This window comes from Novosphingobium decolorationis (assembly GCF_018417475.1).
Taxonomy (GTDB): Bacteria; Pseudomonadota; Alphaproteobacteria; order Sphingomonadales; family Sphingomonadaceae; genus Novosphingobium; species Novosphingobium decolorationis.
This window is the reverse complement of the sequence record NZ_CP054856.1, coordinates 2,380,366-2,403,682: the sequence shown is the minus strand read 5'-3', so window position 1 is coordinate 2,403,682 and position 23,317 is coordinate 2,380,366. Positions and strand designations below refer to the sequence as shown.

At 61.2% G+C, this 23,317-nt stretch carries 19 protein-coding genes and 5 pseudogenes; 7 read left to right on the top strand and 17 right to left on the bottom strand.

All coding sequences use genetic code 11. From position 1 onward, the window contains the following. Positions 1-24: 24 nt before the first annotated feature. The 5 genes from tnpA to HT578_RS11115 form a co-directional block, all read right to left on the bottom strand. Positions 25-393 (bottom strand): IS66-like element accessory protein TnpA, encoded by a 369-nt coding sequence (gene tnpA, locus HT578_RS11135; RefSeq protein ID WP_039396105.1) that lies wholly within the window; start codon positions 391-393, stop codon positions 25-27. A 179-nt stretch (positions 394-572) separates the two neighbouring features. Continuing rightward, positions 573-1,349, bottom strand: a complete 777-nt coding sequence (locus HT578_RS11130; RefSeq protein WP_052322166.1) for a GNA1162 family protein — start codon at positions 1,347-1,349, stop codon at positions 573-575. After that, positions 1,346-1,696 (bottom strand): DUF4810 domain-containing protein, encoded by a 351-nt coding sequence (locus HT578_RS11125; RefSeq protein ID WP_039390458.1) that lies wholly within the window; start codon positions 1,694-1,696, stop codon positions 1,346-1,348. Before HT578_RS11125 ends, HT578_RS11130 begins: the two co-directional genes overlap by 4 nt. 43 nt (positions 1,697-1,739) lie before the next feature. Beyond that, the gene (locus HT578_RS11120) at positions 1,740-2,063 is read right to left on the bottom strand and encodes a hypothetical protein (RefSeq protein ID WP_144400885.1); all 324 of its coding nucleotides are present in this window, start codon (positions 2,061-2,063) and stop codon (positions 1,740-1,742) included. After that, positions 2,060-3,004, bottom strand: a complete 945-nt coding sequence (locus HT578_RS11115) for a CsgG/HfaB family protein (RefSeq protein ID WP_084592022.1) — start codon at positions 3,002-3,004, stop codon at positions 2,060-2,062. The genes HT578_RS11120 and HT578_RS11115 overlap by 4 nt, the downstream gene beginning before the upstream one ends. A gap of 610 nt (positions 3,005-3,614) precedes the next feature. Between HT578_RS11115 and HT578_RS11110 the strand changes: the two genes are divergently transcribed. The 3 genes from HT578_RS11110 (at position 3,615) to HT578_RS11100 (ending at position 7,026) form a co-directional block, all read left to right on the top strand. After that, on the top strand, positions 3,615-5,306 hold the full coding sequence (locus tag HT578_RS11110) for a DarT ssDNA thymidine ADP-ribosyltransferase family protein (RefSeq protein ID WP_213499483.1): 1,692 nt from the start codon (positions 3,615-3,617) through the stop codon (positions 5,304-5,306). A gap of 4 nt (positions 5,307-5,310) precedes the next feature. Continuing rightward, positions 5,311-6,012 carry a DarT1-associated NADAR antitoxin family protein gene (locus HT578_RS11105; RefSeq protein WP_213499482.1) on the top strand — a complete coding sequence of 234 codons (702 nt, stop codon included), beginning with the start codon at positions 5,311-5,313 and terminating at the stop codon, positions 6,010-6,012. A gap of 519 nt (positions 6,013-6,531) precedes the next feature. Then, positions 6,532-7,026 carry a cation:proton antiporter domain-containing protein gene (locus HT578_RS11100; RefSeq protein ID WP_213499481.1) on the top strand — a complete coding sequence of 165 codons (495 nt, stop codon included), beginning with the start codon at positions 6,532-6,534 and terminating at the stop codon, positions 7,024-7,026. Between the two features lie 43 nt (positions 7,027-7,069). Here the strand turns inward: HT578_RS11100 and istB (HT578_RS11095) are convergent. From istB (HT578_RS11095) to HT578_RS11075, 5 genes and pseudogenes are all read right to left on the bottom strand, one after another. Continuing rightward, positions 7,070-7,834, bottom strand: a pseudogene (gene istB / locus HT578_RS11095) (IS21-like element ISSsp5 family helper ATPase IstB). Then, a pseudogene (gene istA / locus HT578_RS11090) lies at positions 7,831-9,320 on the bottom strand (IS21 family transposase). The pseudogenes istB (HT578_RS11095) and istA (HT578_RS11090) overlap by 4 nt, the downstream one beginning before the upstream one ends. A 485-nt stretch (positions 9,321-9,805) precedes the next feature. Continuing rightward, complete coding sequence (locus tag HT578_RS11085; RefSeq protein ID WP_039390471.1) at positions 9,806-10,222, bottom strand: acyl-CoA thioesterase; 417 nt, start codon at positions 10,220-10,222, stop codon at positions 9,806-9,808. A gap of 383 nt (positions 10,223-10,605) precedes the next feature. Further along, positions 10,606-11,092, bottom strand: a pseudogene (locus HT578_RS11080) (transposase); the annotation flags it as partial. Positions 11,093-11,171: 79 nt separating this feature from the next. Further along, on the bottom strand, positions 11,172-11,924 hold the full coding sequence (locus tag HT578_RS11075) for a Crp/Fnr family transcriptional regulator (protein WP_213504257.1): 753 nt from the start codon (positions 11,922-11,924) through the stop codon (positions 11,172-11,174). A 279-nt stretch (positions 11,925-12,203) separates the two neighbouring features. Between HT578_RS11075 and HT578_RS11070 the strand changes: the two genes are divergently transcribed. Continuing rightward, positions 12,204-12,401, top strand: coding sequence for a hypothetical protein (locus HT578_RS11070; RefSeq protein WP_213499475.1), 198 nt, complete (start codon positions 12,204-12,206; stop codon positions 12,399-12,401). Between the two features lie 39 nt (positions 12,402-12,440). Here the strand turns inward: HT578_RS11070 and HT578_RS11065 are convergent, their stop codons facing one another. Next, on the bottom strand, positions 12,441-13,838 hold the full coding sequence (locus tag HT578_RS11065; protein ID WP_213499473.1) for an alpha,alpha-trehalose-phosphate synthase (UDP-forming): 1,398 nt from the start codon (positions 13,836-13,838) through the stop codon (positions 12,441-12,443). Positions 13,839-14,212: 374 nt separating this feature from the next. Here HT578_RS11065 and HT578_RS11060 point away from each other — a divergent pair, with 374 nt between their 5' ends. Continuing rightward, complete coding sequence (locus HT578_RS11060; protein ID WP_039390476.1) at positions 14,213-14,443, top strand: DUF6894 family protein; 231 nt, start codon at positions 14,213-14,215, stop codon at positions 14,441-14,443. Between the two features lie 13 nt (positions 14,444-14,456). Here the strand turns inward: HT578_RS11060 and HT578_RS11055 are convergent, their stop codons facing one another. Then, positions 14,457-15,620 (bottom strand): MalY/PatB family protein, encoded by a 1,164-nt coding sequence (locus tag HT578_RS11055; protein WP_213499471.1) that lies wholly within the window; start codon positions 15,618-15,620, stop codon positions 14,457-14,459. A 145-nt stretch (positions 15,621-15,765) separates the two neighbouring features. Here HT578_RS11055 and HT578_RS11050 point away from each other — a divergent pair, with 145 nt between their 5' ends. Next, positions 15,766-17,016: an MFS transporter gene (locus tag HT578_RS11050; RefSeq protein WP_213504254.1), complete on the top strand. Its 1,251-nt coding sequence runs from the start codon at positions 15,766-15,768 to the stop codon at positions 17,014-17,016. Between the two features lie 4 nt (positions 17,017-17,020). Here the strand turns inward: HT578_RS11050 and egtD are convergent, their stop codons facing one another. Together egtD and egtB are read right to left on the bottom strand one after the other, a co-directional pair. Continuing rightward, positions 17,021-18,019, bottom strand: coding sequence for an L-histidine N(alpha)-methyltransferase (egtD, locus tag HT578_RS11045; RefSeq protein ID WP_213499469.1), 999 nt, complete (start codon positions 18,017-18,019; stop codon positions 17,021-17,023). A 2-nt stretch (positions 18,020-18,021) separates the two neighbouring features. After that, positions 18,022-19,320 carry an ergothioneine biosynthesis protein EgtB gene (gene egtB, locus HT578_RS11040; protein ID WP_213499466.1) on the bottom strand — a complete coding sequence of 433 codons (1,299 nt, stop codon included), beginning with the start codon at positions 19,318-19,320 and terminating at the stop codon, positions 18,022-18,024. Between the two features lie 202 nt (positions 19,321-19,522). On the opposite strand from egtB, the gene HT578_RS11035 reads away from it, so the two are divergent. After that, the gene (locus HT578_RS11035) at positions 19,523-19,849 is read left to right on the top strand and encodes a DUF4440 domain-containing protein (RefSeq protein ID WP_213499464.1); all 327 of its coding nucleotides are present in this window, start codon (positions 19,523-19,525) and stop codon (positions 19,847-19,849) included. A 105-nt stretch (positions 19,850-19,954) separates the two neighbouring features. Here the strand turns inward: HT578_RS11035 and HT578_RS11030 are convergent, their stop codons facing one another. The 3 genes and pseudogenes from HT578_RS11030 to istA (HT578_RS11020) all read right to left on the bottom strand — a co-directional run bounded on the left by HT578_RS11030 (position 19,955) and on the right by istA (HT578_RS11020) (position 23,170). Further along, complete coding sequence (locus HT578_RS11030) at positions 19,955-20,782, bottom strand: NYN domain-containing protein (protein WP_039392175.1); 828 nt, start codon at positions 20,780-20,782, stop codon at positions 19,955-19,957. A gap of 137 nt (positions 20,783-20,919) precedes the next feature. Further along, positions 20,920-21,566 (bottom strand): annotated as a pseudogene (istB, locus tag HT578_RS11025) (IS21-like element helper ATPase IstB). 114 nt (positions 21,567-21,680) lie between these two features. Next, positions 21,681-23,170: pseudogene (istA, locus tag HT578_RS11020) on the bottom strand (IS21 family transposase). Positions 23,171-23,317: the final 147 nt, after the last annotated feature.

The window sequence follows — 23,317 nt, the reverse complement described above, 5'->3', positions numbered from 1 at the left end:
TCCACACCCGCGCGCCCGCTGGGATCACCGCAGCGCCTTCAAGGTCGCGGTGACCAGTGCAGCGGGAGCTTCGGCCGAAATGCGAACGCGCCGACCTTCGCCCAGTTCGACGGTGATCACGCCGCAGCGATCACAGCCGTCCACCTTCTCGTCCTTAGTGAGGACCGCCTGGGCAAAGGCTGCCTCCACCATCGGAAGGGATGCCCCTTTGGCTTGTTCGCGTCGCAGATTGCGCCGCCAGGTGTAGATCAGGCTGGTCGATACGTCCCGCCGCCGGGCTACGTCCGCGACACATGCGCCCGGCGCGAAGGCCTCGGCCAGGATCTTGAAGCGCTCCTCGTCCCGCCACCGACGCCGCCGCTCCGGCCCCGTCATCACCGTAATCTGCCCCATGCTGCGCTCCTAAGCTCGCTCATACGAGCGCTCTTAAGACCGGTCGTTCACTCACCGGACAAGGCGGGGCTCACCGGATGGGTACATTTTGGCCGGCGGAGGACGCAAAGATATTTCACTTGAGCATCGCTGCATCCCGACAGTAGCAAGGACACTACCGGGATGCAGCTTTCTTTAAATTACTTCGTTTCAGCGTCCTTAGTAGTACTGACTTCCTCCGCCTTAGGAGCGAGCAAGCCGGGTGCGGCAACAGCTTCTTGACGGGAATCCGTCAGAAGGCCTGAGCCGGTCGCGGGCCAAGACTTACGGTTGTTCCGTGAAAGTGGATTACGTTCACCGAAAGGCAGGCCCTGACCTGGTGCAGACAGAGCAGCCAGATTTGCTTGCATCGCCATCGGAGTAAAATCAGATCTGGTATTGTTGATTAGAGCAGTAACTGCTGTTGCGAGCAAATCGGCGAAAATGTTGCCAGACGACGAGTTCGGAGCGTAAACATACTCCTGTTGATCTTGCCAGAGCACCTCGCCAGTGCGGCCTGACTTGAGAGTGTAAAGGAACTCAGTCTCGATCGACGACGAGATGACCTGATATTTCGAGCTCCAGTCAAGCACTTCTACATAAAGAACTGCGTCGGCCCCGAACAACCCTGCCAGATCCTGTGCCTTTGCCTGATGAACGAAACCAGGGTCGCCTAGCCCCTCTGCCTGCATGAGGGTTTTGATGGCATTGGTTGGAAAGGCGTAATATCCGCGCTCGGCCAGAGGTGCAGCCATCGTGGCAAAAAACAAGTCGGAGGCATCGACCTCGTTCGAATTGTTGATCACAGGAACAACGAGAATTGAGGCTGGTTGCTGAGCGTAATAGGCGGTGTAGTCCTTCGACGGAGGCGCGTTTCCGGCACAAGCACCAAGCAGCGGCGTGGCCGCAAGTGCGGCAATGGCGAGTAGCCGCTTCATTGCGCAGTCTCCTCTGACTGACTTTCAGCCCCAGCAATAAGTTTGGTCATAAAAACGCCGGATTCCGGGAAACGTTCGCGTTCTTTTACAAAGTAGGTCGCTGCCTCGGCGCCTTTTCCCTGCTCCATAAGCAGGTAGCCAAGGTCCGCGTAAACGCCCGGCGGAACGCGATCCTTCTTCTCAGCCTTGGCGATGGTTTCGCGAAGTTCTTTTTCGAACGCAGTCTTATCTGCATTCTTTGCGTAGTTTACCAGTGCTGGCTGGTAGCTACCCCACTCGTACATTGTCTTTTGCCCTGCGCAGCCAACAAGCAAAAACGCAGCGCCTACAATCGGCACCAACTTCATGAATTGCCCCCTAGTTTCTTAGAAGCCCTGTCGCCCACCCGGCTTAGGGAACCAGATCGATAATCTTGTGCGATCCGTCCTGAAGAAAGACGCGTTGGTGGTGAACAACATCGCCGCCACTCATCACGTCGACATCATGCCATCCGTCCTGAACGGAAATGAGCGCCCGCCCCTTGCTGTCGACCGGAACGGCTTTTTCATCGATCACGACAAGGGCCCCTTTGGGAGCGTCGATGACCTCGACCGCGGACGCTTTCGTTCCTCGCACCAGATCGTGGCGAGGGCTCATCCCGCAAGCAGAAAGCGCAGTGAGGGTCGCAAAAGCAAATGCCCAACGGAGCAGGCGTGATTTAGGTTGAATCGTCATTTTGCCACCACATAAATCTGCTCATCGTCGAGACCGACAACAGAGCCGGAAACCACTTTGGCGATAGATCCCTCGCCGAGTTCCCCACTGCCGAAGTGCGAAACGACCTGAAGCTGCGCGACTTCCGTGGACGGAAGCTGGATATCAAGCCCGGTCTGGCGACTTTTGACCGAGCGCCCGGCCTTCATCACCTTGAGCTGCGCGCCGCTCTGCAACCCTTGGCTCGGGCCACCAGATACAAACACTTGGCCATCTTCGATTGCGAGAATGTCTGTACGCCACTCTCTAGCCTGAATGGTGTTTGACAGCTCTTCGAGAACATCCTCAATCGCGACAGACAAAGCCTTGTCCGTCAGGGAACCGTCGAAGCGTGCAGTACTGCCCATGCCAAGGGTGGTCTTTGTCTCAGTGGTGGCCTCGCCAGAGCCGGTAGCGGAATGGAATGCAAGGCCGGTCCGCACGTCGACCAAGCGGATGGCGACCTTCGCGTGCGCACGCTGAGTTCGCTCACGATTCAAAAATCCCCGCTTTCCGTCTTCACTGCGACCGAATTCAACGATTGACCCGATGATGAGCGTATCTACGCCGACCATGGATTGGTCGCCTTCCCCGAGACGCTTCTGCTCACTTGCAATCTGGCTCATATCTCCCCGCTCAAAGACAAGGAAATCACCAGACTGGACTAAGTATGCGGCCAAGATGTCAGCGGCCTGCTTGCCCAGAGGATCCAGGTTGGAATCTCGTAGCAGCGTCTGGCCGTATCGCGTTTCGTTAGTGAAGCGGCCGATGGCAATCTTTCGCTTCAGAGACAAGTCAGAACCAATGGCCCCATTTGGAGCTTCTTGTGCTGCCGCCTCTGTGACCGTGAGGTCGCCACTTCCGGAAATCAATGCAGCAGCCGCAAGTGCTGCGCAGCCACGCGCGGAAAATACTTTAAACATAATCCCCCTGATTGTCCCGCAGCCCCTGAGCGCTCGGCTCACCACCAACCAAACCCAGTCCGTTAAGGATAAATCGCCAATATGCTATTAACGCTGGCGGATCTTTTTTAAAGCTCCATCTTATGCAATCGATACTCCAAGTGCGCCAGTTGGTATCGAGTGGCATTAACCAGTCTGCTCAAAGGCAGCATCCCTCAGATGACCAGTAAGGCATAGACAGCTGCTCGGCCGCCTACGAGAACTGGAAATTCGCACCTCAGCGGCGGGACGTGATAGGTCGCATAGTGCCTTCGTGCGTAGCGCAGTAGACAGAATTTAGCTGGATCGTTTGTCAGGAGTGAGTGAACAATCTGCAAGCTATCCGTCCGGAGCTAGAAGCCTTTACGAAACTGCTGAACGGCAACAATGGGTCGGCTGCGGCAGCCGGGATCACCAATCAAAAAACGTTATGGAGTATGACCTTGCGCGCTCCGCTATATTGCGTAGCCAATGCATCGAAGCGAAGCCTCTGATAGGCCTCCAGCTTGGCGGGCCGGATCGACGAAGGGGGGACGGCGCGGAATTTGTCGGGCGACGCTGAATGGTGCTTGTCTGATCGAGGGGTGGGTAAATGTTTGGTTCGATCCTTGGCTTTCAGATCGCGATTTTTCTATCGATCTTGGCTGTACGTGTCCTCGCCAGAGGCAAACTTGAACTGCTGTGCATTGGCTGGACGATCTTCACGTTCGTAATGGTCTACGCATCGCCACTGATTCTGCTGCAATTGCTTGTCATTTGGGGAAGTTATGGCCTCTTGTCAGGAGGCGGCGGCAGCGGTCACTCCTCGGCAAACAGTGATAATCGCCCAAGCGCGTCCGTTCCATCCGCGGCGAGCACGGCTCCCGTGCTCAACCGGGTAGAGGTCCAGGCTGGCAGAAGCACAAAGACCGCGCAGCCGGTGACCCCGCCGGCTCCGGTTGAAGGATTTATCGATAGCCTCTCGACTGGCGCGGAACATCTTCAGCGCAAATCTGAAAAATTGCTGGATGCCGTTCAGTTCAAAGTCGCAATTCAGGAAAGAGTATCGGCGGTCGTTGGTACGACCTACCCTGAGCAGGCCGTTTTGAATGCGGCACTCAAACAAGCTGCTGAGCAGGACCGGATTGATCGGACTTACGATACGCCGGAAAAGCGCGCCCGGTACGACAAGAAATTGGCTGAACTCACATCAGCCTTAGAGCAGACGAAAACTGCACCTCCTCCGCGTGCGCACTCGGCACCGCCGAATTTCAGTTTCCCGCCACGGCATCCCGACGCGCGAGTGGCCGACGGAGTGGAAGCGGGTATCCTGCAGGCAAAAGAAAAGCATGAGCGCTTTCTTGATGATGTTTGTTCGCAGCTGAGGGCGAATGCAAACCTTGCAGGGCATTTTTGGCGGAAGCTGGACAAATTGGACGAGCCGGCGATTGCAAGAGGGTTTGAGCGATACGCGAAAAGTCGGGGAGGTGTCGATCCTTCTGCGGTCCACGCGCAATTGGCCTTCGCGCAAACCGAAAAGAAGTCCGCCTCGCCCGACATTGTGCCAGCACCGGCGTCCCAGCATCCATTTCGTGGCGCCATTGCTGCCGCCCTGGCGGAAAATAGGCGGCTTCAGGTTTCTCCGCTCAGCCCCTTCAAGCAGGAAGCGGAGCAGATCCGTGCCATCTGCGAAATGCAGGGAATTGCCTCGCTCTATCATTTTACGCGGGTCGAAAATCTCCCATCCATCTTCCAGCACGGATTGCTCCCGGTAAAGGCGTTGCAGGCCAACCGGATTGCGTTTCGCTGGAATGACGAACACCGGATCGATGGGCATGAAGACGCAATCTGCGTTTCCGTCTCGCATCCGAACGAGAGGCTTTTCTATCGTTGGCGGATGACCAATCCGGCGCAGCGCTGGGTTGTGCTCTCGCTCGATCCGGCCATTCTCTGGAAGAACGAGGTGGCGTTTTGTGCTCACAACGCTGCGGATAGCCGGATCAGCAAGCAGGACAGGATAAAACTGGGAAGCGCCACGGCCTTCGCTGGTCTTTTCGTGAATAGCGATGCCCGGCCCACTCGAGCAGAGCAAGGATTGGCACCGTGCGATCCAACTGATGTACAAGCCGAAATTCTAGTCTTCGAGAACATTCCAGCCTCAGCGATCACGGGAGCCGTTTTCAGTGACGCGGCGAGTCTGGCCCGGTGGCAGTCTGTCGTTGGCAATCGAAATGCGATCGTCCATCCCGACCGCACGGGCCTGTTCGGGCTTCGCAGCGTAGCCCGCAAGATTAGAGGTAATTGAGACGATGGCGGTTCGGCCAGTATTCATTCCCGTCAATGATGGACCTGTCTTCGTGCGGACGGAATTGGTGCCCTTCACCTGGCATCCGGGCCTCTCCGCATCGCAGAAGCAGAAATCGGTGGCCTCGCTTCACGAGGCAGCCAGCGAAACTCTGGGGCTATCTACCATCTTGGAAGTGTCGAGCAAATCGACCGAACAGCTTGGCATTATTCTCAGTGCGTTCAATCTGCCGATCTTTCATCCCGTCGTCGGGCGGCAGGTAAGCGTCGAATGCGCTTTCCAGGCCGGTAAGGTTTTTCAGAGAGGAGGCCCCTTTCTTGACCTTCTCCACGTGACGTCACGCGATGCGAAGCGCGACCCCCGCCTTCGAGAGTCTGGACAACTGACCGAATTCCGGTTCGATGAGCAGAAGTGGCCTATTGAACCGCAAACAGCGTTCTATGACTGGCTCTACATTACGGCTCTGCTGAGTAGGCCGGAACTCGCCAAGCCCATCCTCGCCCATGACGCGTTCACCGACATTGAGTTTAACCCGCAACAATCGATCAACTGTCAGGCCTACGCGGTGGCCCTGTGTGTTTCGCTCGCGCGAAGGGGGATCGTGATGGACGTGGCCAGCACCCGCGAGACTTTCCTGGATTGCGTGAAAGGCGCAGCAACGAACAATGTGCGGCAGAACGACGTTCAACAGGGCTTCCTGTTCTGACAACTGCCTGGTGGCTTGCCGTTTGCGATACATTCAAAAACGCAGGTTGGCTCACTTCCCACACCGGATGGTCGGAAATGGTGGAAGCCGAATTGGGTAGTCGGCGGTTCACCCAGCACTGATGGGGTAATCTCACTAAGAACGATACCCGAACCTCGCAATGCCAGATTGGCATGGTTTGGTGGTGAACTGACGGGATAGCGGAACGTCCGCACCTGGTAACGCGAAATCGGCGTCTGAGTGGCCGGGAAGGGTCGACGGCTGAAACCACTTCAGAACGCCAAAGGCAGCCATCACAGACGCCCGCCAGATTGCGCTAAATTCGACTTGTCGATTCTCTTGCCAACTTCGACGGGAAGCAAGGGAGATAGGATTTGGAGACAAGGGGTAAAATCGGAATGAGCCCTTGTCTGATGCCACAAGATCATATGTCACGACAGCATTCCCGTTTACAAGACACTGAGACCGGTCACATGTCGCGCGAAAGCGAAATTGGGCAGGAAGAACGGCATACCAACCATGGGAACTTCGGAAGTCTATTTAATCGCTCTCACGGTGATCCTCTGCGTGCCCTATCTTGTCTGGCGCCTGCTGCGCACCGAACACTGGGCGCCGCTTGTCGTGGTGCAGATCGTCGGGGGCATCCTGCTTGGCCCCGGCGTGCTCGGCGCCCGGTTCCCCGAGATCCATGCCTTCGTGTTCAACCCCCAGGTCATGATGGCGCTCAACGGTGTCGCCTGGTGGGCGGTGATGATGTTCGTCTTCGTTGCCGGCCTCGAGCTTGACCTCACCGACGCCTGGACCCACCGCCGCGAGACGTCGATCACCGCCGCCTGCGCGCTGCTGACCCCGCTCGCCTTCGGGGCGCTCGCCGCGGCGCTGCTCCTGCGATCGCCTGGCTGGATCGGTTCGCGCGGCACATACCCGCAGGCGGTGTCAACGGCGGAGCAAAAGTCGGCCATGGGGCGGCGTAAAACCAGGCCATCGTGTTACACGCCGGGGGGAGTGGCGTGAGGGCGTAGCCCGAGGGCCACTCCCCCCGGCATTGGCTTGCTTTTCAGGGTCTGATTTTGGCCTTGCGGGCCCGGCTGTGAGCGAGGCGATAGCTTTCGCCGTTCATCTCGAGGATGCTGACGTGATGGGTCAGGCGATCGAGGAGCGCGCCTGTGAGACGCTCGGATCCGAAGGTTTCGGTCCATTCGTCGAAGGGCAGGTTGCTGGTGATCAAGGTGGAGCCGCGTTCGTAACGCTGGGAGATCAGCTCGAACAGCAGTTCGGCGCCGGTCTTGGAGAGCGGTACGAAGCCCAGTTCGTCGATGATGAGCAGTTTGTATCCGACCATCTGCTTCTGGAAGCGCAGGAGACGCCGCTCGTCGCGCGCCTCCATCATTTCGCTGACCAGCGCCGCCGCAGTGGTGAAGCCCACCGACAGCCCTTTCTGGCATGCTGCCAGTCCGAGCTAACGCTACGTGCGTCTTTCCGGTGCCCGATGGCCCCAGAGCGATGGCGTTCTCACGCCGCTCGATCCACTCGCAGCGCGCCATCTCGAGCACCTGCATCTTGTTGAGCACGGGATGACGGTGAAGTCGAAGCTGTCGAGGCTTTTGACGGCGGGGAAGCGCGCGGCCTTGATGCGCCGCTCGACCATACGACGCTCCCTGTCGATCATCTCCATCTCGACAAGGCGGGCGAGGAAGCGGATATGATCGACGCCTTCAGCGGCACATTGCCGGGCGAGCTTGTGGTGCTCTCGCAGGCACGTAGGCAGCTTGAGTGCCTTGAGATTGTGAGCGAGAAGAAGCTCCGGGGTCTGATCGCTCATGCGGCCTCCTGCTGGTCGGAGAGCAGGCTCAGATAGGCTCTGGCAAAGGTCTTCTCGACCGTTGTGCGTGGCAGGAAGGGATAGACGTCGGTCCAGCACGGGCGGTACGCGTTCGACCCGGCACAGGGCGAGGTGCTTGACGGCATCGAAGCCGATGGCGCCAAGATCAATGGCCTGTTCCACCGCCGCACGGAGATCGGCGAGGGTGAACGTTTCCAACAGGCGCAGCACCTGTACATATTCACGCCTGCCATGCTTGTGCATGCGGCCTTCCATCAACCGCTGCAGTGTCGTGAACGCTTCGGGCAAATCCCAGCCCTGCAAAGGCGCGGCACGGTCGAATGCGTTGATCTTCTGCTCGATCAGCGGGAGATAGTGGAGCGGGTCGAAGATAACCTCCTCGCGGGCATAACAACGAGGATGACGGGCGATGACTTCGCTGCGGCAGCCGACCACCACCTCATCGACATAGGCCCTGATCCAGACCTCCTGATGGCCCCGGCCACCGGAACCGAATAATCGTTGGTCCTGTAGCGCACGGGGATTGCGAGGAGACCCGCCCGCTCGTCTGATCGCAGGCCTCGAAGGGTGTAGCGGGCAGAGGCTGCATGGCTGCCAGATCGCGTTGCAAGCGCTCACCGATCGTCTCGCTCTGTCCGCGCACCTTGTCCTGCTGGCGCTTGCGGCATTGCTCCTCCAGCCATAGGTTGAAGGCCTCCCAGGTCGGGAACTTCGGGATCGGCACCATGAAATTGCGGCGGCAGTAACCAACCAGCCCTTCCACATTGCCTTTCTCGTTCCCCTTGCCCGGGCGGGCATAGCGGTCGCGGATCACGTAATGCGACAGGAAAGCGCTGAACAGCGTGGCACGCTTACGCGTGCCGTCTGGCAGGATCTTCGCCACAAGGCAGCGATCGTTGTCATAGACGATCGAGCGCGGCACCGCGCCGAAGAACGCGAAGGCATGAACGTGTCCGTCCACCCAGGCCTCCGCCACCGCCGCCGGATAGGCCCGCACATAGCAGGCATCACTGTGCGGCAGATCGAGTGCGAAGAAGTAGGCCTTCTGCTGCACCCCGCCGATCTCCACCAGCGCTTCCCCGAAATCGGCCTGCGCATCCCCCGCCGGGTGGGCCAGCGGCACGAACATCTCCCGGCTGCGTTGCTCACGCTCGCGGATGTAATCCTTGATGATCGTATAGCCGCCGGTGAAACCATGCTCGGCGCGCAAGCGGTCGAATACCCGCTTCGCCGTATGGCGCTGTTTGCGCGGGACGCAGCGGTCCCCTTCAAGCCATCCATCAATGATCGCCACAAACCCGTCCAGCTTCGGACGCTGCGGGACAGATTGACGCCGGTAACCCGGTGGCGATGAAAACGACAGCATCTTGCGCACCGTGTCGCGCGACACATTGAAACGCTTCGCCGCCGCCCGCTGGCTCATGCCATCCGCGCAAGCCAAACGGACCTGAAGATAAAGTTCCACGCTGTAGATCCCCACACCTCCCTGACTTGGCAGAAAGGCTTCAAGGTGGACGACTTTTACGCCGCCCGCAGCAGGACTATCCCGCCGCTAGCGTGGTCGAATATTGCTCCGCCGTTCTCATCCCTCAGCAGCTACTGCCCGAGGCTGCTGTTCAACTAGTGGTTGGAGAATGGCTGAACCTGGTCGCGAGCTGCCGAAATTGCAGACGGTCCGCACCTTGGGACTGAAAATCGGCGTCTGAACGGCCATAAAGGTTCGGCGGCCGAAGCGGCGAAACCACCAATACAATGTTCGGCAGAACGGGCCGTCGATCGGGAAAATACGTGGTCCGACACCTGCTCAATCCCATTTAGCGAAGTGCATCGAGCACGTTATGCAGGTCCGTAGTAAGCTTGCGTCCGCACTTGGCGACGGCTCGAACAGGTCTTCATCCCAAGCTTGAATCGCGCCCAAGTCGCCGCATCAACCCATTTCAAAACAGCCTCTTAGAGCTGGCTCACTTCTTCGGCCGAGAAAAAACGCTTAATCACGTCGCTTGCCAAGCGCGCGGGCCGCATGGTCGCCGCATCAAGACAACACCAACTGGACTTCACTTCAGCCAGAACCTCTTCCCCACGCCTGATCACCGTTTCGTAAAAAGCTCTGGCCCCTTGCACTTTTTCCAAAACCACCGTGGCTATGACATCATCTTCCAGAAAAGCCGGTCGACGGTAAGTGATTTCGTGCTTGATCGCTACCCACAGATGCTGCCTGATTGCTTCTGCAGGCGCCAACGCAAGCCAATGATCGATGACAGCAGCCTGCACCCATTTCAAATAGCTGGCGTTGTTGACATGTCCCATGAAGTCGATGTCACTCGGGGCGATGCCGATCGGAAACCGGTGGGGAATGGAATGGGTCACGTATACGTCAATATCACGCCCCTTGGGTCAAGGAAAGCGGCCCTTCCGAACCTGGAAAGTAACCACCGCCCCCTGAGCGGCTTGAATGGGTCGTTACGCCCTTCTCGTTGGGACCTAGGCTGCTGCGCCACTTGACGAACTGGGGCGTGCAAGCCTCTGCGGCCTGTTAATGCGGAAGACTGCGACATGCAGTGCAATGTGATACCCCTTGAGATCACGTCACATCACAGTGTGACGTGGGCGGGGCTGGCTCAGGGCCTTGGTTAGCGCAATTTTGAATTTTAAAATTTAGATTCAGTCGCTTGTACTGTTTTTTGTGAGCCCCTCACCGCCCACCAGTACTAAAACGCTGTTTTTAAAGAATTATTCGGACATTTTGAGAGCCGGCCAAATCGCCTGCTTGAGCGAACGATTTCGCTTCGGGCCGTAACGCCCGGCGTGCTCTCGGACCAGGCTTGCGCATTGCTGCGGGCGGGAATGATGGCGCAGGCATCGCGCGCGGCAATGGCTTCGTGACTAGCAAAGGCGCCACCGGCGCTGACGGTCGCGATGGCTTGATCGGGTGGGATCTGGTCCGGCAGTTCGGCCAGCATGGGGGCATCGGCCAATCAAGCCCGGCCATCTCGAGAAGGCTGGCAACCATGCGTGTGGCCCCTGGCGCAAGGGCAGCTTGAATACGCGCTTCAGTGTCAGGCAGGCCTGGATCGCGGCGTCCGAAAAGACAGGCTGGCGCCCGCGCTTGCCGGTTGGCGCGGACAGCCATTGGATCCGGGGATCAAACCCGACCTGAAGCGAACCTCTCTGCGCCAGCGCTGCGGTGTAGGACTTCCAGTTTGTCGTGCGGTGGCGGGGCCGGGGCGGCTTGCTCATGGCCTCTCCCTGACCAACTGAATTCACGAACGGAAACCCTCGGTCATTTGCGCAACCAAGCCTGTTTCAAGGTCTCGGTTCAGTCATTCTGCTGCGAGGATGAACCGTTCCCCTTTGCCATCAATGCTTCCGTGTCGAGATAAAGGTAATGCGAATTGAAGTTGCCGCGTCGGGCGAGGCCTGTGGGATCGAGAAGTTCAACTGTGGGGGCATGAACCTCGCACAATCCGGCTTCGCGCAGCTGGCGCAAGGCGCGGTTGGTGTGGACGGTGGTGAGGCCGCAGATTTCGGCGATATCGGCCTGGGTCAACGGCAAGGCAAATCGCATGCCGTCAGACAGTCCGATAGCCTGGAGGCGCAGGTTCATCTCGCTCAGAAAGTGGGCCACACGGCCAACCGCATCGAGCCGGCCAACTCGAAAGAGCCACGCACGATGTAGGGCCGCGTCAAGCAGTGTCGAGAACCAGAGCTTGCGAGCAAGCTCGGGCCGTGGATCCAGGATGCGCCTCAGGGCATCATGCGGGACAATCGCGACCCGCGCAGGTGTCAACGCGCCGATGCCATGATCGAGCTCACGCATGGGGTAGGCGTGCAGATCGACGAACTCGCCGGGAACGTGGACGGCGACAAGCTGGCGAAGGCCATGGCGGTCATCGATGAAGCGAGAGACCAGACCCTCGATCAGCAAGGTGCTGATCTCGACCGTGGTTCGTGGAGGAACAATGACCTGTCGACTTTCGATCTCGCGGACTTCTGCAATCGCGGTTTCAAGCAGAGCCCGGTCTTCCAGACTGAGGACGACATCGCGACGATTGGCAAGAAAGGCATCCATTAGCACGACGAGGAGGGCTCCATTCGAGTACACGGCACGCACCGAAGTAATTCGTGAAAGGCCACGGTGCTCCCGGGACAGGTGCCTTTTTATTGCGGGTCCGTGTCCGGGGCGGATGGTGGGGCAAGCTTTCGTCCTCGCCAGGCTTCAGCCCACGGCGCGCGTGTGCACTTGATAACTATCAAGGGGATTTGGCGCGTGGTGCCTTCGTCGCCATGCTATCCAGATGGCGCACGAAAGATGCTCGGGCCGTGAGAGCTGCGGGCAGAAAGGTACTTCATGCCCATCTATACGTTGACGTTTGCCGACGACGATCATGGTCTCGCCAAACGCCTGGATTTTACAGCGCCTGACGCCGGTGGCGCGCTTTCAGCGGCGAGGATCGAGGCCGAGAACCGGCCTGCGGAACTGTGGCTTGGAAAGAAGCGGCTGTGCCGTGTCCAGCGCACCAACGAAGTCTGGTATATTTCACCCTGACAAAGCGCCGCAACAACCTGTCTCCAGGAGTGGACCGTGTCAGCCGAAAGGCTGGAGTTCCCGCTCCTGGAAAGCGAGGTCGAGCGCTTTGAGGCTCGAGCGCAAGACATTCAGAAAATTGTGTGCCCAGGACGTGGCATCGGTCTTGCGCACAACTTCAAGACAATGCCGATAGCGCCGCTGGCGTTCGCCCAGAGGCATGCGGAACGCTTCATCGATCCTGTGCGCCATGGCCTCGATATCGTAGGGGTTGACCAGAAGAGCCTCGGTCATGTCTTCGGCTGCTCCGGCGAACTGCGAAAGAACGAGCACGCCGGGATCCGCCGGATCCTGCGCGGCGATGTATTCCTTGGCGACCAGGTTCATCCCGTCCGCAAGAGAGGTGACGAGGCCGCAGCGCGCCATGCGGAAGAGGTGGGCTAACCGGGCGCGCTCCACCGAGCGATTGATGAACCGGATCGGCGTCCAATCCAGTTCGGCAAACTGCCCGTTGATCTTGCCGGTCAGGCCCTGAAGTTCTTCCGTGATGTCTTCGTAGGCCTGGACGCCGAGACGGGTCGGAGGGGCTATCTGGATCAGGCAGGGGCGGGTATGCTCGGGACGCAGGTCCGCAAGGTATGTGCCGAAGGCCCGAAAGCGGTTCGGCAGGCCCTTGCTGTAGTCCAGGCGATCGACCCCGATCGCGAAGGGCGCGGGACTGGCACCGCCAAAGACATCGGGCAGCTCGCGCCGGGCTTCGTCCTCGAACGCCTTGGCGTCGATCCCGATCGGGAACGAGTGCACCAGCGAGACATGCTCGCCGAACTTGATGGACCCATCCGTCATGAACTCCGCGCGCGGATCGTCGCGGAACATCTCCAGACAGCGCGCGACGTCTTCGCGTGTCTGCAGTCCGATGAGATTGTAGTGCGCCAGGCATTCGGCAAAGGTTTCGGCCTGCGGCATGATCGAGAGGTCTGCCAGGACGGGAAAGGGAATGTGCAGGAAAAAGCCGATGCGGTTGGTGACGCGCAGTTTGCGAAGCTCTCTGGCCAGCGGAATGAAATGGTAGTCCTGCACCCAGATGATGTCCTCGGGGGACACTTCGTGTGCGATCATGGCCGCAATGCGGCGATTGACCGCTTCATAGGCCTCACGATACGCGGGCCGGATCTTCACCAGGTCCGGACGGCGATGGCACAGCGGCCAGAGCACCGAGTTGGCATAGCCGAGATAGTAGTTTTCCATCTCGCTTTGGGTGAGTCGGAAAGCGAGGCGCTGGTAAGGCTCCTCGCCGATGCGCTCGAACGCTCCGTGATCGTCTCCGGCCTCGGGGTGCGAGCCGATCCAGCAGCCGCCCGATGCTGCGAGGACGTCGTGGAGCGAAACCACGAGCCCACCTGATGGCGTGTCTCCCATCGGCAGGCGGTTCGAAACCACGATCAGGCGCTCATTCATTGGTCTTACTCCACCTGCATGTGAAAGCTGGTGCAGCGAGAATGCGGCAGTCGAGCGCCTCGTTCCGCTCGTCGCGGGTCAATTGACAATTATCATAGGCTTTGACCGGCCTGCGCGAGACAGGCCTCTCTGTGGGCCTGTTCAGAGGCTTCTTTCGCCGCTGAGGAACTGTTTGGATCAGATCACGTTCCGTTGGGGAGCGGGCAATGGATACACTCCGAAGGGCTTGCGCGCTTCGACGAGGTCTCGTTCCTACCACGTATTCCGTGGCTGCTTGTGCCCTGCGCCTACCCGGAACGTAAATTCCCGGTTGGCGCCCCCATTTCACGCAACACCCGAGAATCGCAGAGCGTAGGGAGACTGGAGCCAGGTCCGTGAACCAATTCTATTTCCAAGTTCGTGACGGCACGCCCGACGCTGGCGACGTGTCGGCGGACTTCGCGAACGAGGAAGCCGCCATCCTTGCCGCGATCCAGCTTGCAGGGGAGCTCCTGCTCGAAGCTCCGCAGCGCTTCCGGCAAACCCAGCCCTGGCAGGTACGTGTCGTGGACGAGCGCCGCGAAGAGCGCTTTGCGATCGCGCTTGGTTCGGAGCAGGACGGCTAACGGGCCAAAGCGGCTATCGAGAAAGTCCGCGGATCAGCCGGTCGAGACCATCTTCGAGCCGTGCGCACGGGCAGGCGAAGTTGACGCGCACGAAGCCTTCCCCCTGTGCTCCAAAGATCGAGCCGGGCGTGACACGCACGCCAGCCTCGCGAACCAGGCGATCCGCAAGAGCCTCACTGGACAAGCCCAGCCTTCGGCCGTCGATCCAGGCGAGGTATGTTCCCTCCTGCTGGATCACATCGATGTGGGGAAGGTGCCGGGCAAAGGTCTGGCGCAGCAGGCGCTCGTTGCCTTCCAGGTAGGCGATGAGTGCGTTCAGCCAGGCTTCCCCTCGGGTGTAGGCGGCCGTCGTGGCGGCCAGCCCCATCGGGTTCAGGTCGCGGATCTGATGCGCGGTCATGGCGGCCTCCACAAGCGCTCGCAATTCGGGATCGCCTACGACCACAAACGCGTTCTGCAGCCCCGAAATGTTGAACGCCTTGCCAGCCCCGGTGCAGGTGATGCAGCCTGCTGCCGCGTCTTGCGCCATTGCGGCGAAAGGGGTGAAGGGGTGGTCGGAGAAAGCCAGGTCGCCATGGATCTCGTCGCTCACCACCCTGACGCCATGGCGCGCACAGATCCGGGCGAGCTGCTCCAGTTCCGCGCGTGTCCAGACGCGACCGCCCGGATTGTGCGGGTTGCACAGCAGGAGCACGCGCGCCTGCGAACACGCCGCCTTTCGTTCCAGGTCGGCGAAATCCATTTCGTAGCGGCCCTGGCGCAGCACCAGCGGGTTCTCGATCCGGCGGCAGCCCATGTGCTCAAGTGCGGAAAGGAAGCGGTTGTAGACCGGGGGCTGCACGATCACCCCGTCACCCGGGGCGCACAGGGCACCCAGGATGGCTTGGATGGCTGGGACGACGCCGATCGTCGGGATGATGCCGCTGCGGCGCACGCGCACGCCGTGGCGCCGCGCGAACCAGTTTGCGATAGCCTCGAAATAGGCCGAATGGGGTGCGGGGTAGCCGAACACGCCGTGCGCCACCCGCGCTTCGAGCGCCGCTTGCACGGCCGGTGCGCTGCGAAAGTCCATGTCGGCCACCCACATCGGGAGGATGTCTGGACCCTCCTGCCACTTGGCGGCGTCCGATCCGCTGCGATCCACAGCAGTGTCAAAGTCGAAAAGTCCCTCAGTCACGCCGAATAGCCTTATTCGCAGGCAAGGGTGCGGTCACGCTAGCCTTGTTCGGGCCGCTCGAATGCGGCACCCTTGGCAGATGCACGGCGAAGCCAGCCACAGCGCGCACAGCGCCGAACCCTTGCCTTCTGCTCGTCACGTGCCGATGCCCCGGCGTTCGATGGTCATTGCCGCGCTCTCGACGATGGTCGAGTGGTACGACTTCACGCTCTATCTCTATTTCGCGACTGTGTTGGCGCGGGTGTTCTTCGCAGCGGACGGCCATTCGATGACGCAGACGCTGGGCGGCTTCGCCATCGCCTACCTGCTGCGTCCCATCGGCGCCCTGGTGTTCGGCCACCTTGGCGACCGCTTCGGGCGGCGCGTTGCGATGCTGGGCTCGATGGCATTGATGACGGCGGCCATGCTGGCAACGGCGGTCCTGCCCACCTACGCACAGGCGGGCCCTGTGGCGGGCGTGCTGCTGGTGCTCCTGCGCTGTGTGATGTCGTTCTCGGTCGGCGGTGAATATACCGGGGTTGTCGCCTACCTGCTCGAAGGCGCGCACGCGCATCGCCGTGGCCTCGTTGCCAGCTGCGCGTCGGCATCGAGCGAGATCGGCGCTCTTCTGGCGGCGGGCGCCGCGGCGCTGACGGTCTGGGCCTTGCCGCCCGACGCGCTTGTCGTATGGGGCTGGCGTATCCCGTTCCTGTTTGGCGGGGCGCTGGCAGGTTGTGTGCTGATCGCCCGCGCCGCGCTTGCCGAAACCCCCGAATTCCATGCTCAGCAACGGAGCGGCACGGTCCCCGATCGGCCGATCCGGCACATCCTGTCGGGACATCGCGCCGCCATCGCACGTGGCTTTGCGATCTCGGCCCTGGGGTCGATCACCTACTACGTGGGGATCACCTATGTGCCCGCGTTTCTCGACGCGACCGGAACCATGCCCGAAACGCAGGCCCTCTCGATCTCGACCCTGGCCGCGCTGACGGTGATCCTGGTGACGCCGCTGACGGGCATGCTGTCGGACCGTATCGGCCGTCGCCCGGTGCTCGTCGCGCTGGCGCTGGTCGCGATCGTGGTGCCTTCGGCGCTCTTTGCGGGGATGACCGCGAACGGCCTCGCGACCTGGACAGGAGCTCTGGTCATGGCGGCGCTGGGCGGAGCGGTCAGCGCAGTGGGGGCGGTCACCACGGCCGAACTGTTCCCGGGCGAGGGGCGCCTGAGCGGCCTGGCCCTGGGCGCGACGAGCGCGACCGCCATCTTCGGAGGTCTTACCCCCGTGATCGCGCATCTCCTGGTGACCGGTACCGGTTGGGCCGGGGCGCCGGGCGCCATGATATCGGCTGTCGCCCTGTGCGTGATCGCGGTGTTCGTGCGCATGCCCGAAACCGCGCCTCTTCGCCAAACCCGCTAGCCTCTCAGCCGCGCGCGTGATCGTGCGCGCGGGCCAGCAACAGGGAATAGTCCCCATCCGCATCGCTCCAATGGCACTGCGTGGCCCAGCCCCCCGCGGCGAGCAGGCCTTCCATGCCCTGAGGCGTGTACTTATGGCAGTTTTCCGTATGAATGGTCTCGCCATGGTCCATGGTGAACGGCGTGCCGGCGACTTCGAAGCGGACATCGCGAAGCGCCTCGAGGTGCATCTCGATACGGCTGCGCTCGTCGTTCCAGAGAGCCAGATGGCGGAAGCCGTCGAGGGGGATCGAACCATCGAGTTCCCGGTTGATGCGGGTCAGGAGGTTGAGATTGAACCGGGCGGTCACGCCCAGGGCATCGTCGTAGGCGGCAATGAGCCGGTCCGGCTCCTTTGTGCGGTCCATGCCGATGAGCAGCCATGCGCCTTCGCCGAGGGTGCGGCGCATCGCGCGCAGCATGTCGATCGCTTCGGCGTGAAGCAGGTTGCCGATGGTGGAGCCGGGAAAGAAGCCGAGCGCTTCAGGGGACGCGCCGTCGGAGGACTTCACGCAGGAGGGCAGCGGCACTTCCTGCATGAAATCGCCTTCGACGGGCAGGATCTCCAATCCGGGGAAGCGCGCGCCGAGCTCCGCGCAGGCGGCATCCATGAATTCGCCGCAGATATCGATGGGGACGTAGGTTGTTTTCGGCATGTGTTCGAGCAGGATGCGCGTCTTGAGCGAACTGCCCGATCCGAATTCGACGACCGGCGCGTCCGCGCCGCTCTGGCGCACGACGTCCGCGCTGTGAGCTTGCAACAAGGAGGTTTCGGTGCGGGTCGGATAGTATTCCGGAGCCTGCGTTATGGCCTCGAAGATCTCCGAGCCTGTCTCGTCGTAAAGCCATCGGGCCGGGATGGACTTCGCTGGTCCCGCAAGGCCGCGGAGCACATCGGCCCGAAAGGCAGGGTCAAAGGAGGGCTGTAGCGCCCGCCGGGGGGCGTCGAGCGGTGATGTGGCCATGTCTAGAGGTCCCTTGCAAGTCGCAGGCCGGTGAATTGCCAGCGCTGGTGCGGATGGAAGAAACTGCGGTAGGTCGCGCGCACGTGGCCGCGCGGGGTCGCGCAGCTTCCTCCGCGCAGCACGAACTGGTTGGACATGAACTTGCCGTTGTATTCGCCCACAGCGCCGGGGGCAGGGCGAAAGCCGGGCCAGGGGCGGTAGGCCGACCCCGTCCACTCCCAGACGTTGCCGAAAATCGAGGCAAAATCCCCTTCCGGACTTTCGGCGCGTGGCTGCACAGCCGCTGCGCGGTCGAGTTGAATCCCGTGCGTCGCCGGATGAGCGCTGGCGGCCGCTTCCCATTCCTGCTCGGTCGGGAGGCGCGCGCCGGCCCATGTCGCATAAGCATCCGCTTCGTAGAACGAGATGTGGGTGACGGGCGCATCGAGGTCGATCGCACGCCAACCGGAAAGCGTGAAGGTCTCGCGCGCCTCCGGCTCGCCCTGCCCACGCCAGTAGAGCGGAGCCGCGACGCCCTCGCGGCGGACCCAGTCCCACCCATCGGACAGCCACAGGGAGGCCGTCTCATAACCTCCATCGGCGATGAAGGCGCACCATTCGCGGTTGGTAACAGGGCGATGGGCAAGGGCGTGGGGCGCAAGCCATTGCGTGTGGGCTGGGCCCTCGTTGTCGAATGCGAACCCCTTGCCGGCGTGGCCGATGGTCCGCGCGCCGCTCGGCCCTTCCAGCCATTTTAGTTCGGCGGCAACGCTTGTTGGCGGCGCGGCGCCTTCCTCGCGGTAGGCCGGGCCAAGCGGGTTGCAGGAAAAGAGATGCTTCAGGTCGGTCAGGAGCAGTTCCTGGTGCTGCTGTTCGTGCTGAAGGCCCAGTTCCAGCAGGGCGGCATGGTGCTCCTGAAGGTCGGGCCAGACGCGCGCGAGCGCAGCGTCGACATGCGCGCGGTAGGCGAGGACCTCCTCCAGGGTGGGGCGGGTGAGCAGGCCGCGCTGGGGGCGAGCGAGCCGGGCCCCTTCGGCTTCGTAGTAGCTGTTGAAGAGGAAGGGCCACTTTGCGTCGAACAGGCGATAGTCGGATCGCGTGTCGCGCAGCAGGAACGTCTCGAAGAACCAGGTCGTATGCGCCAGATGCCATTTGACCGGAGAGGCATCGGGCATCGACTGGACCGTTGCGTCGGCTTCGTTGAGCCCGCTGGCAAGGGCGACGCTCAGGTCGCGAGTTGCCCGGAAATGCGTCAGGTCGGGTGGACCGGCCCGGACCCGTTCGGTTCCAGCGGACGCGATTGGAGCGCGGGGTGAATACATGCCTTCGGCCTCGATCCCGGTGGACGGTCGGTATGGCCGCCCTTCCCAATCAAAGGCCGTTCACCGCGAAAGTTCCAGGTCGGCACGCCGGATATGGCCGTGAGGCCGCTTTGACGTCCCACATCGCGGCATGTCCGGGGGGCCTTGTCGCGCAAATGGCCGAGGAATTCCTTTGGTAAATACAGTCGGTTGATTGGCGTCGATGAGCAAACCGTCCCGGGCCATCGCCCGCTATTTCACTGCCGACGAGACGAAGGATCCAGAGCGCGTGGCGCAATGCCTCACGCAGGCCCCGCTCGTTCGGGACGAAGGCGAAAACCATGAAGGGCGCGCCGCGATCAGGAACTGGAAAGCGTCATCCTCGACGAAATACAGCTATACGGTCGAACCGTTTTCGATTGAGGTCGACGCGGATCGCATTGTCGTCACCAATCACCTGGAGGGCGATTTTCCCGGCAGCCCGGCCGATCTTCGCTACCTCATCGTGCTGAAGGGAGTGAAGATCAGCGCGCTGGAGATCAAGCCGTGACAGACTTTCTCAGCCTGAAGGGCAAGCGGGCCTGATCACCTCGGGCACGCGCGGCGCGGGGGGGCTGCAACAGTGAGCCTCTTTCGCGAGCCTGGTGCCCAGGTTCTAACGTGTCGGTTGCGATGTCCGCTCCTTGTTTCGTTTGTCCGCGACATAGCTCTGACCATTCTCGTTCCGCACTACCTGGAACAAGCCCGTAGCCTCGAAGAGCGCGGTGAAATTCCGAACGCCATAATTGCGTGGATCGATCGGAGCCTGCCGTCGGGCGGCAAGTCCGGCCGCCGCCATATGGGCCCAGCCATCCTCGCGGGCCGTGGCTTCGACTGCCCCGCGCAATATAGTGACAAGCTTCGTGTCCTGCGACAGGATCGTGCCCGCTGGTTTGGGGGCGGGCGAGGTTGCTCCGTTGCCATTCGGCTTGGCTTTGGGCTTGGATTTTGCAGCCGGCGCTAAAGGAGCTGCGGCAACAAGCGGTTCACCCAGAGTATCGAGGAAAAGGAATGCCGTGCAGGCATTGACGAATGGAGAAGGTGTTTTGCGCTCACCGAAGCCGTAGACCTCGTGCCCGTTCGCTCGGAGCTGCATCACCAAAGGCGTGAAATCGGCATCGCTGGAGGCGATACAGAAAGCTTCCAGTTTCCGCGTGTAGAGCAGTTCCATGGCGTCGATCACCAGCGCCATGTCCGTGGCGTTCTTGCCTGTGGAATAGCTGAACTGCTGAACCGGGCGGATCGCGAAATCGTGCAGTTTGTCCTTCCAGTTCTTCAGGCCTGCGCTCGCCCAATCTCCATAGGCGCGTCGAATGTTGGCTGTCCCATATTTGGAGAGTTCTGCCAGCATCTCCGCGATCTTGCCATGCGGCACATTGTCGGCATCGATAAGCAATGCGATCTTGCGATCCTGCGTACTACGCTCCCGGTCTTCCAATTCCACCGTGTTCCCCAAAATGTCAACGGCGGAGCAAAAGTCGGCCATGGGGCGGCGTAAAACCAGGCCATCGTGTTACACGCCGGGGGGAGTGGCGTGAGGGCGTAGCCCGAGGGCCACTCCCCCCGGCATTGGCTTGCTTTTCAGGGTCTGATTTTGGCCTTGCGGGCCCGGCTGTGAGCGAGGCGATAGCTTTCGCCGTTCATCTCGAGGATGCTGACGTGATGGGTCAGGCGATCGAGGAGCGCGCCTGTGAGACGCTCGGATCCGAAGGTTTCGGTCCATTCGTCGAAGGGCAGGTTGCTGGTGATCAAGGTGGAGCCGCGTTCGTAACGCTGGGAGATCAGCTCGAACAGCAGTTCGGCGCCGGTCTTGGAGAGCGGTACGAAGCCCAGTTCGTCGATGATGAGCAGTTTGTATCCGACCATCTGCTTCTGGAAGCGCAGGAGACGCCGCTCGTCGCGCGCCTCCATCATTTCGCTGACCAGCGCCGCCGCAGTGGTGAAGCCCACCGACAGCCCTTTCTGGCATGCTGCCAGTCCGAGCCCCAACGCTACGTGCGTCTTTCCGGTGCCCGATGGCCCCAGAGCGATGGCGTTCTCACGCCGCTCGATCCACTCGCAGCGCGCCATCTCGAGCACCTGCATCTTGTTGAGCACGGGATGACGGTGAAGTCGAAGCTGTCGAGGCTTTTGACGGCGGGGAAGCGCGCGGCCTTGATGCGCCGCTCGACCATACGACGCTCCCTGTCGATCATCTCCATCTCGACAAGGCGGGCGAGGAAGCGGATATGATCGACGCCTTCAGCGGCACATTGCCGGGCGAGCTTGTGGTGCTCTCGCAGGCACGTAGGCAGCAGGTGCCTTGAGATTGTGAGCGAGAAGAAGCTCCGGGGTCTGATCGCTCATGCGGCCTCCTGCTGGTCGGAGAGCAGGCTCAGATAGGCTCTGGCAAAGGTCTTCTCGACCGTTGTGCGTGGCAGGAAGGGATAGACGTCGAGTCCAGCACGGGCGGTACGCGTTCGACCCGGCACAGGGCGAGGTGCTTGACGGCATCGAAGCCGATGGCGCCAAGATCAATGGCCTGTTCCACCGCCGCACGGAGATCGGCGAGGGTGAACGTTTCCAACAGGCGCAGCACCTGTACATATTCACGCCTGCCATGCTTGTGCATGCGGCCTTCCATCAACCGCTGCAGTGTCGTGAACGCTTCGGGCAAATCCCAGCCCTGCAAAGGCGCGGCACGGTCGAATGCGTTGATCTTCTGCTCGATCAGCGGGAGATAGTGGAGCGGGTCGAAGATAACCTCCTCGCGGGCATAACAACGAGGATGACGGGCGATGACTTCGCTGCGGCAGCCGACCACCACCTCATCGACATAGGCCTGATCCAGACCTCCTGATGGCCCCGGCCACCGGAACCGAATAATCGTTGGTCCTGTAGCGCACCAGGGATTGCGAGGAGACCCGCCCGCTCGTCTGATCGCAGGCCTCGAAGGGTGTAGCGGGCAGAGGCTGCATGGCTGCCAGATCGCGTTGCAAGCGCTCACCGATCGTCTCGCTCTGTCCGCGCACCTTGTCCTGCTGGCGCTTGCGGCATTGCTCCTCCAGCCATAGGTTGAAGGCCTCCCAGGTCGGGAACTTCGGGATCGGCACCATGAAATTGCGGCGGCAGTAACCAACCAGCCCTTCCACATTGCCTTTCTCGTTCCCCTTGCCCGGGCGGGCATAGCGGTCGCGGATCACGTAATGCGACAGGAAAGCGCTGAACAGCGTGGCACGCTTACGCGTGCCGTCTGGCAGGATCTTCGCCACAAGGCAGCGATCGTTGTCATAGACGATCGAGCGCGGCACCGCGCCGAAGAACGCGAAGGCATGAACGTGTCCGTCCACCGGGCCTCCGCCACCGCCGCCGGATAGGCCCGCACATAGCAGGCATCACTGTGCGGCAGATCGAGTGCGAAGAAGTAGGCCTTCTGCTGCACCCCGCCGATCTCCACCAGCGCTTCCCCGAAATCGGCCTGCGCATCCCCCGCCGGGTGGGCCAGCGGCACGAACATCTCCCGGCTGCGTTGCTCACGCTCGCGGATGTAATCCTTGATGATCGTATAGCCGCCGGTGAAACCATGCTCGGCGCGCAAGCGGTCGAATACCCGCTTCGCCGTATGGCGCTGTTTGCGCGGGACGCAGCGGTCCCCTTCAAGCCATCCATCAATGATCGCCACAAACCCGTCCAGCTTCGGACGCTGCGGGACAGATTGACGCCGGTAACCCGGTGGCGATGAAAACGACAGCATCTTGCGCACCGTGTCGCGCGACACATTGAAACGCTTCGCCGCCGCCCGCTGGCTCATGCCATCCGCGCAAGCCAAACGGACCTGAAGATAAAGTTCCACGCTGTAGATCCCCACACCTCCCTGACTTGGCAGAAAGGCTTCAAGGTGGACGACTTTTACGCCGCCCGCAGCAGGACTATCCCGCCGCTAGCGTGGTCGAATATTGCTCCGCCGTTCTCAGTGTTGAACATCGTTGCCCCGTTGGTG

Coding starts and splice junctions, on each gene's coding strand:
- HT578_RS11035 (WP_213499464.1), top strand. CDS start 19,523: ATGAGCAAACCGTCCCGGGCCATCGCCCGCTATTTCACTGCCGACGAG.
- HT578_RS11100 (WP_213499481.1), top strand. CDS start 6,532: ATGGGAACTTCGGAAGTCTATTTAATCGCTCTCACGGTGATCCTCTGC.
- HT578_RS11120 (WP_144400885.1), bottom strand. CDS start 2,063: ATGACGATTCAACCTAAATCACGCCTGCTCCGTTGGGCATTTGCTTTT.
- HT578_RS11115 (WP_084592022.1), bottom strand. CDS start 3,004: ATGTTTAAAGTATTTTCCGCGCGTGGCTGCGCAGCACTTGCGGCTGCT.
- HT578_RS11110 (WP_213499483.1), top strand. CDS start 3,615: ATGTTTGGTTCGATCCTTGGCTTTCAGATCGCGATTTTTCTATCGATC.
- HT578_RS11130 (WP_052322166.1), bottom strand. CDS start 1,349: ATGAAGCGGCTACTCGCCATTGCCGCACTTGCGGCCACGCCGCTGCTT.
- egtB (WP_213499466.1), bottom strand. CDS start 19,320: ATGTATTCACCCCGCGCTCCAATCGCGTCCGCTGGAACCGAACGGGTC.
- HT578_RS11050 (WP_213504254.1), top strand. CDS start 15,766: ATGCCCCGGCGTTCGATGGTCATTGCCGCGCTCTCGACGATGGTCGAG.
- HT578_RS11125 (WP_039390458.1), bottom strand. CDS start 1,696: ATGAAGTTGGTGCCGATTGTAGGCGCTGCGTTTTTGCTTGTTGGCTGC.
- HT578_RS11105 (WP_213499482.1), top strand. CDS start 5,311: ATGGCGGTTCGGCCAGTATTCATTCCCGTCAATGATGGACCTGTCTTC.
- HT578_RS11075 (WP_213504257.1), bottom strand. CDS start 11,924: ATGGATGCCTTTCTTGCCAATCGTCGCGATGTCGTCCTCAGTCTGGAA.
- HT578_RS11070 (WP_213499475.1), top strand. CDS start 12,204: ATGCCCATCTATACGTTGACGTTTGCCGACGACGATCATGGTCTCGCC.
- egtD (WP_213499469.1), bottom strand. CDS start 18,019: ATGGCCACATCACCGCTCGACGCCCCCCGGCGGGCGCTACAGCCCTCC.
- HT578_RS11065 (WP_213499473.1), bottom strand. CDS start 13,838: ATGAATGAGCGCCTGATCGTGGTTTCGAACCGCCTGCCGATGGGAGAC.
- tnpA (WP_039396105.1), bottom strand. CDS start 393: ATGGGGCAGATTACGGTGATGACGGGGCCGGAGCGGCGGCGTCGGTGG.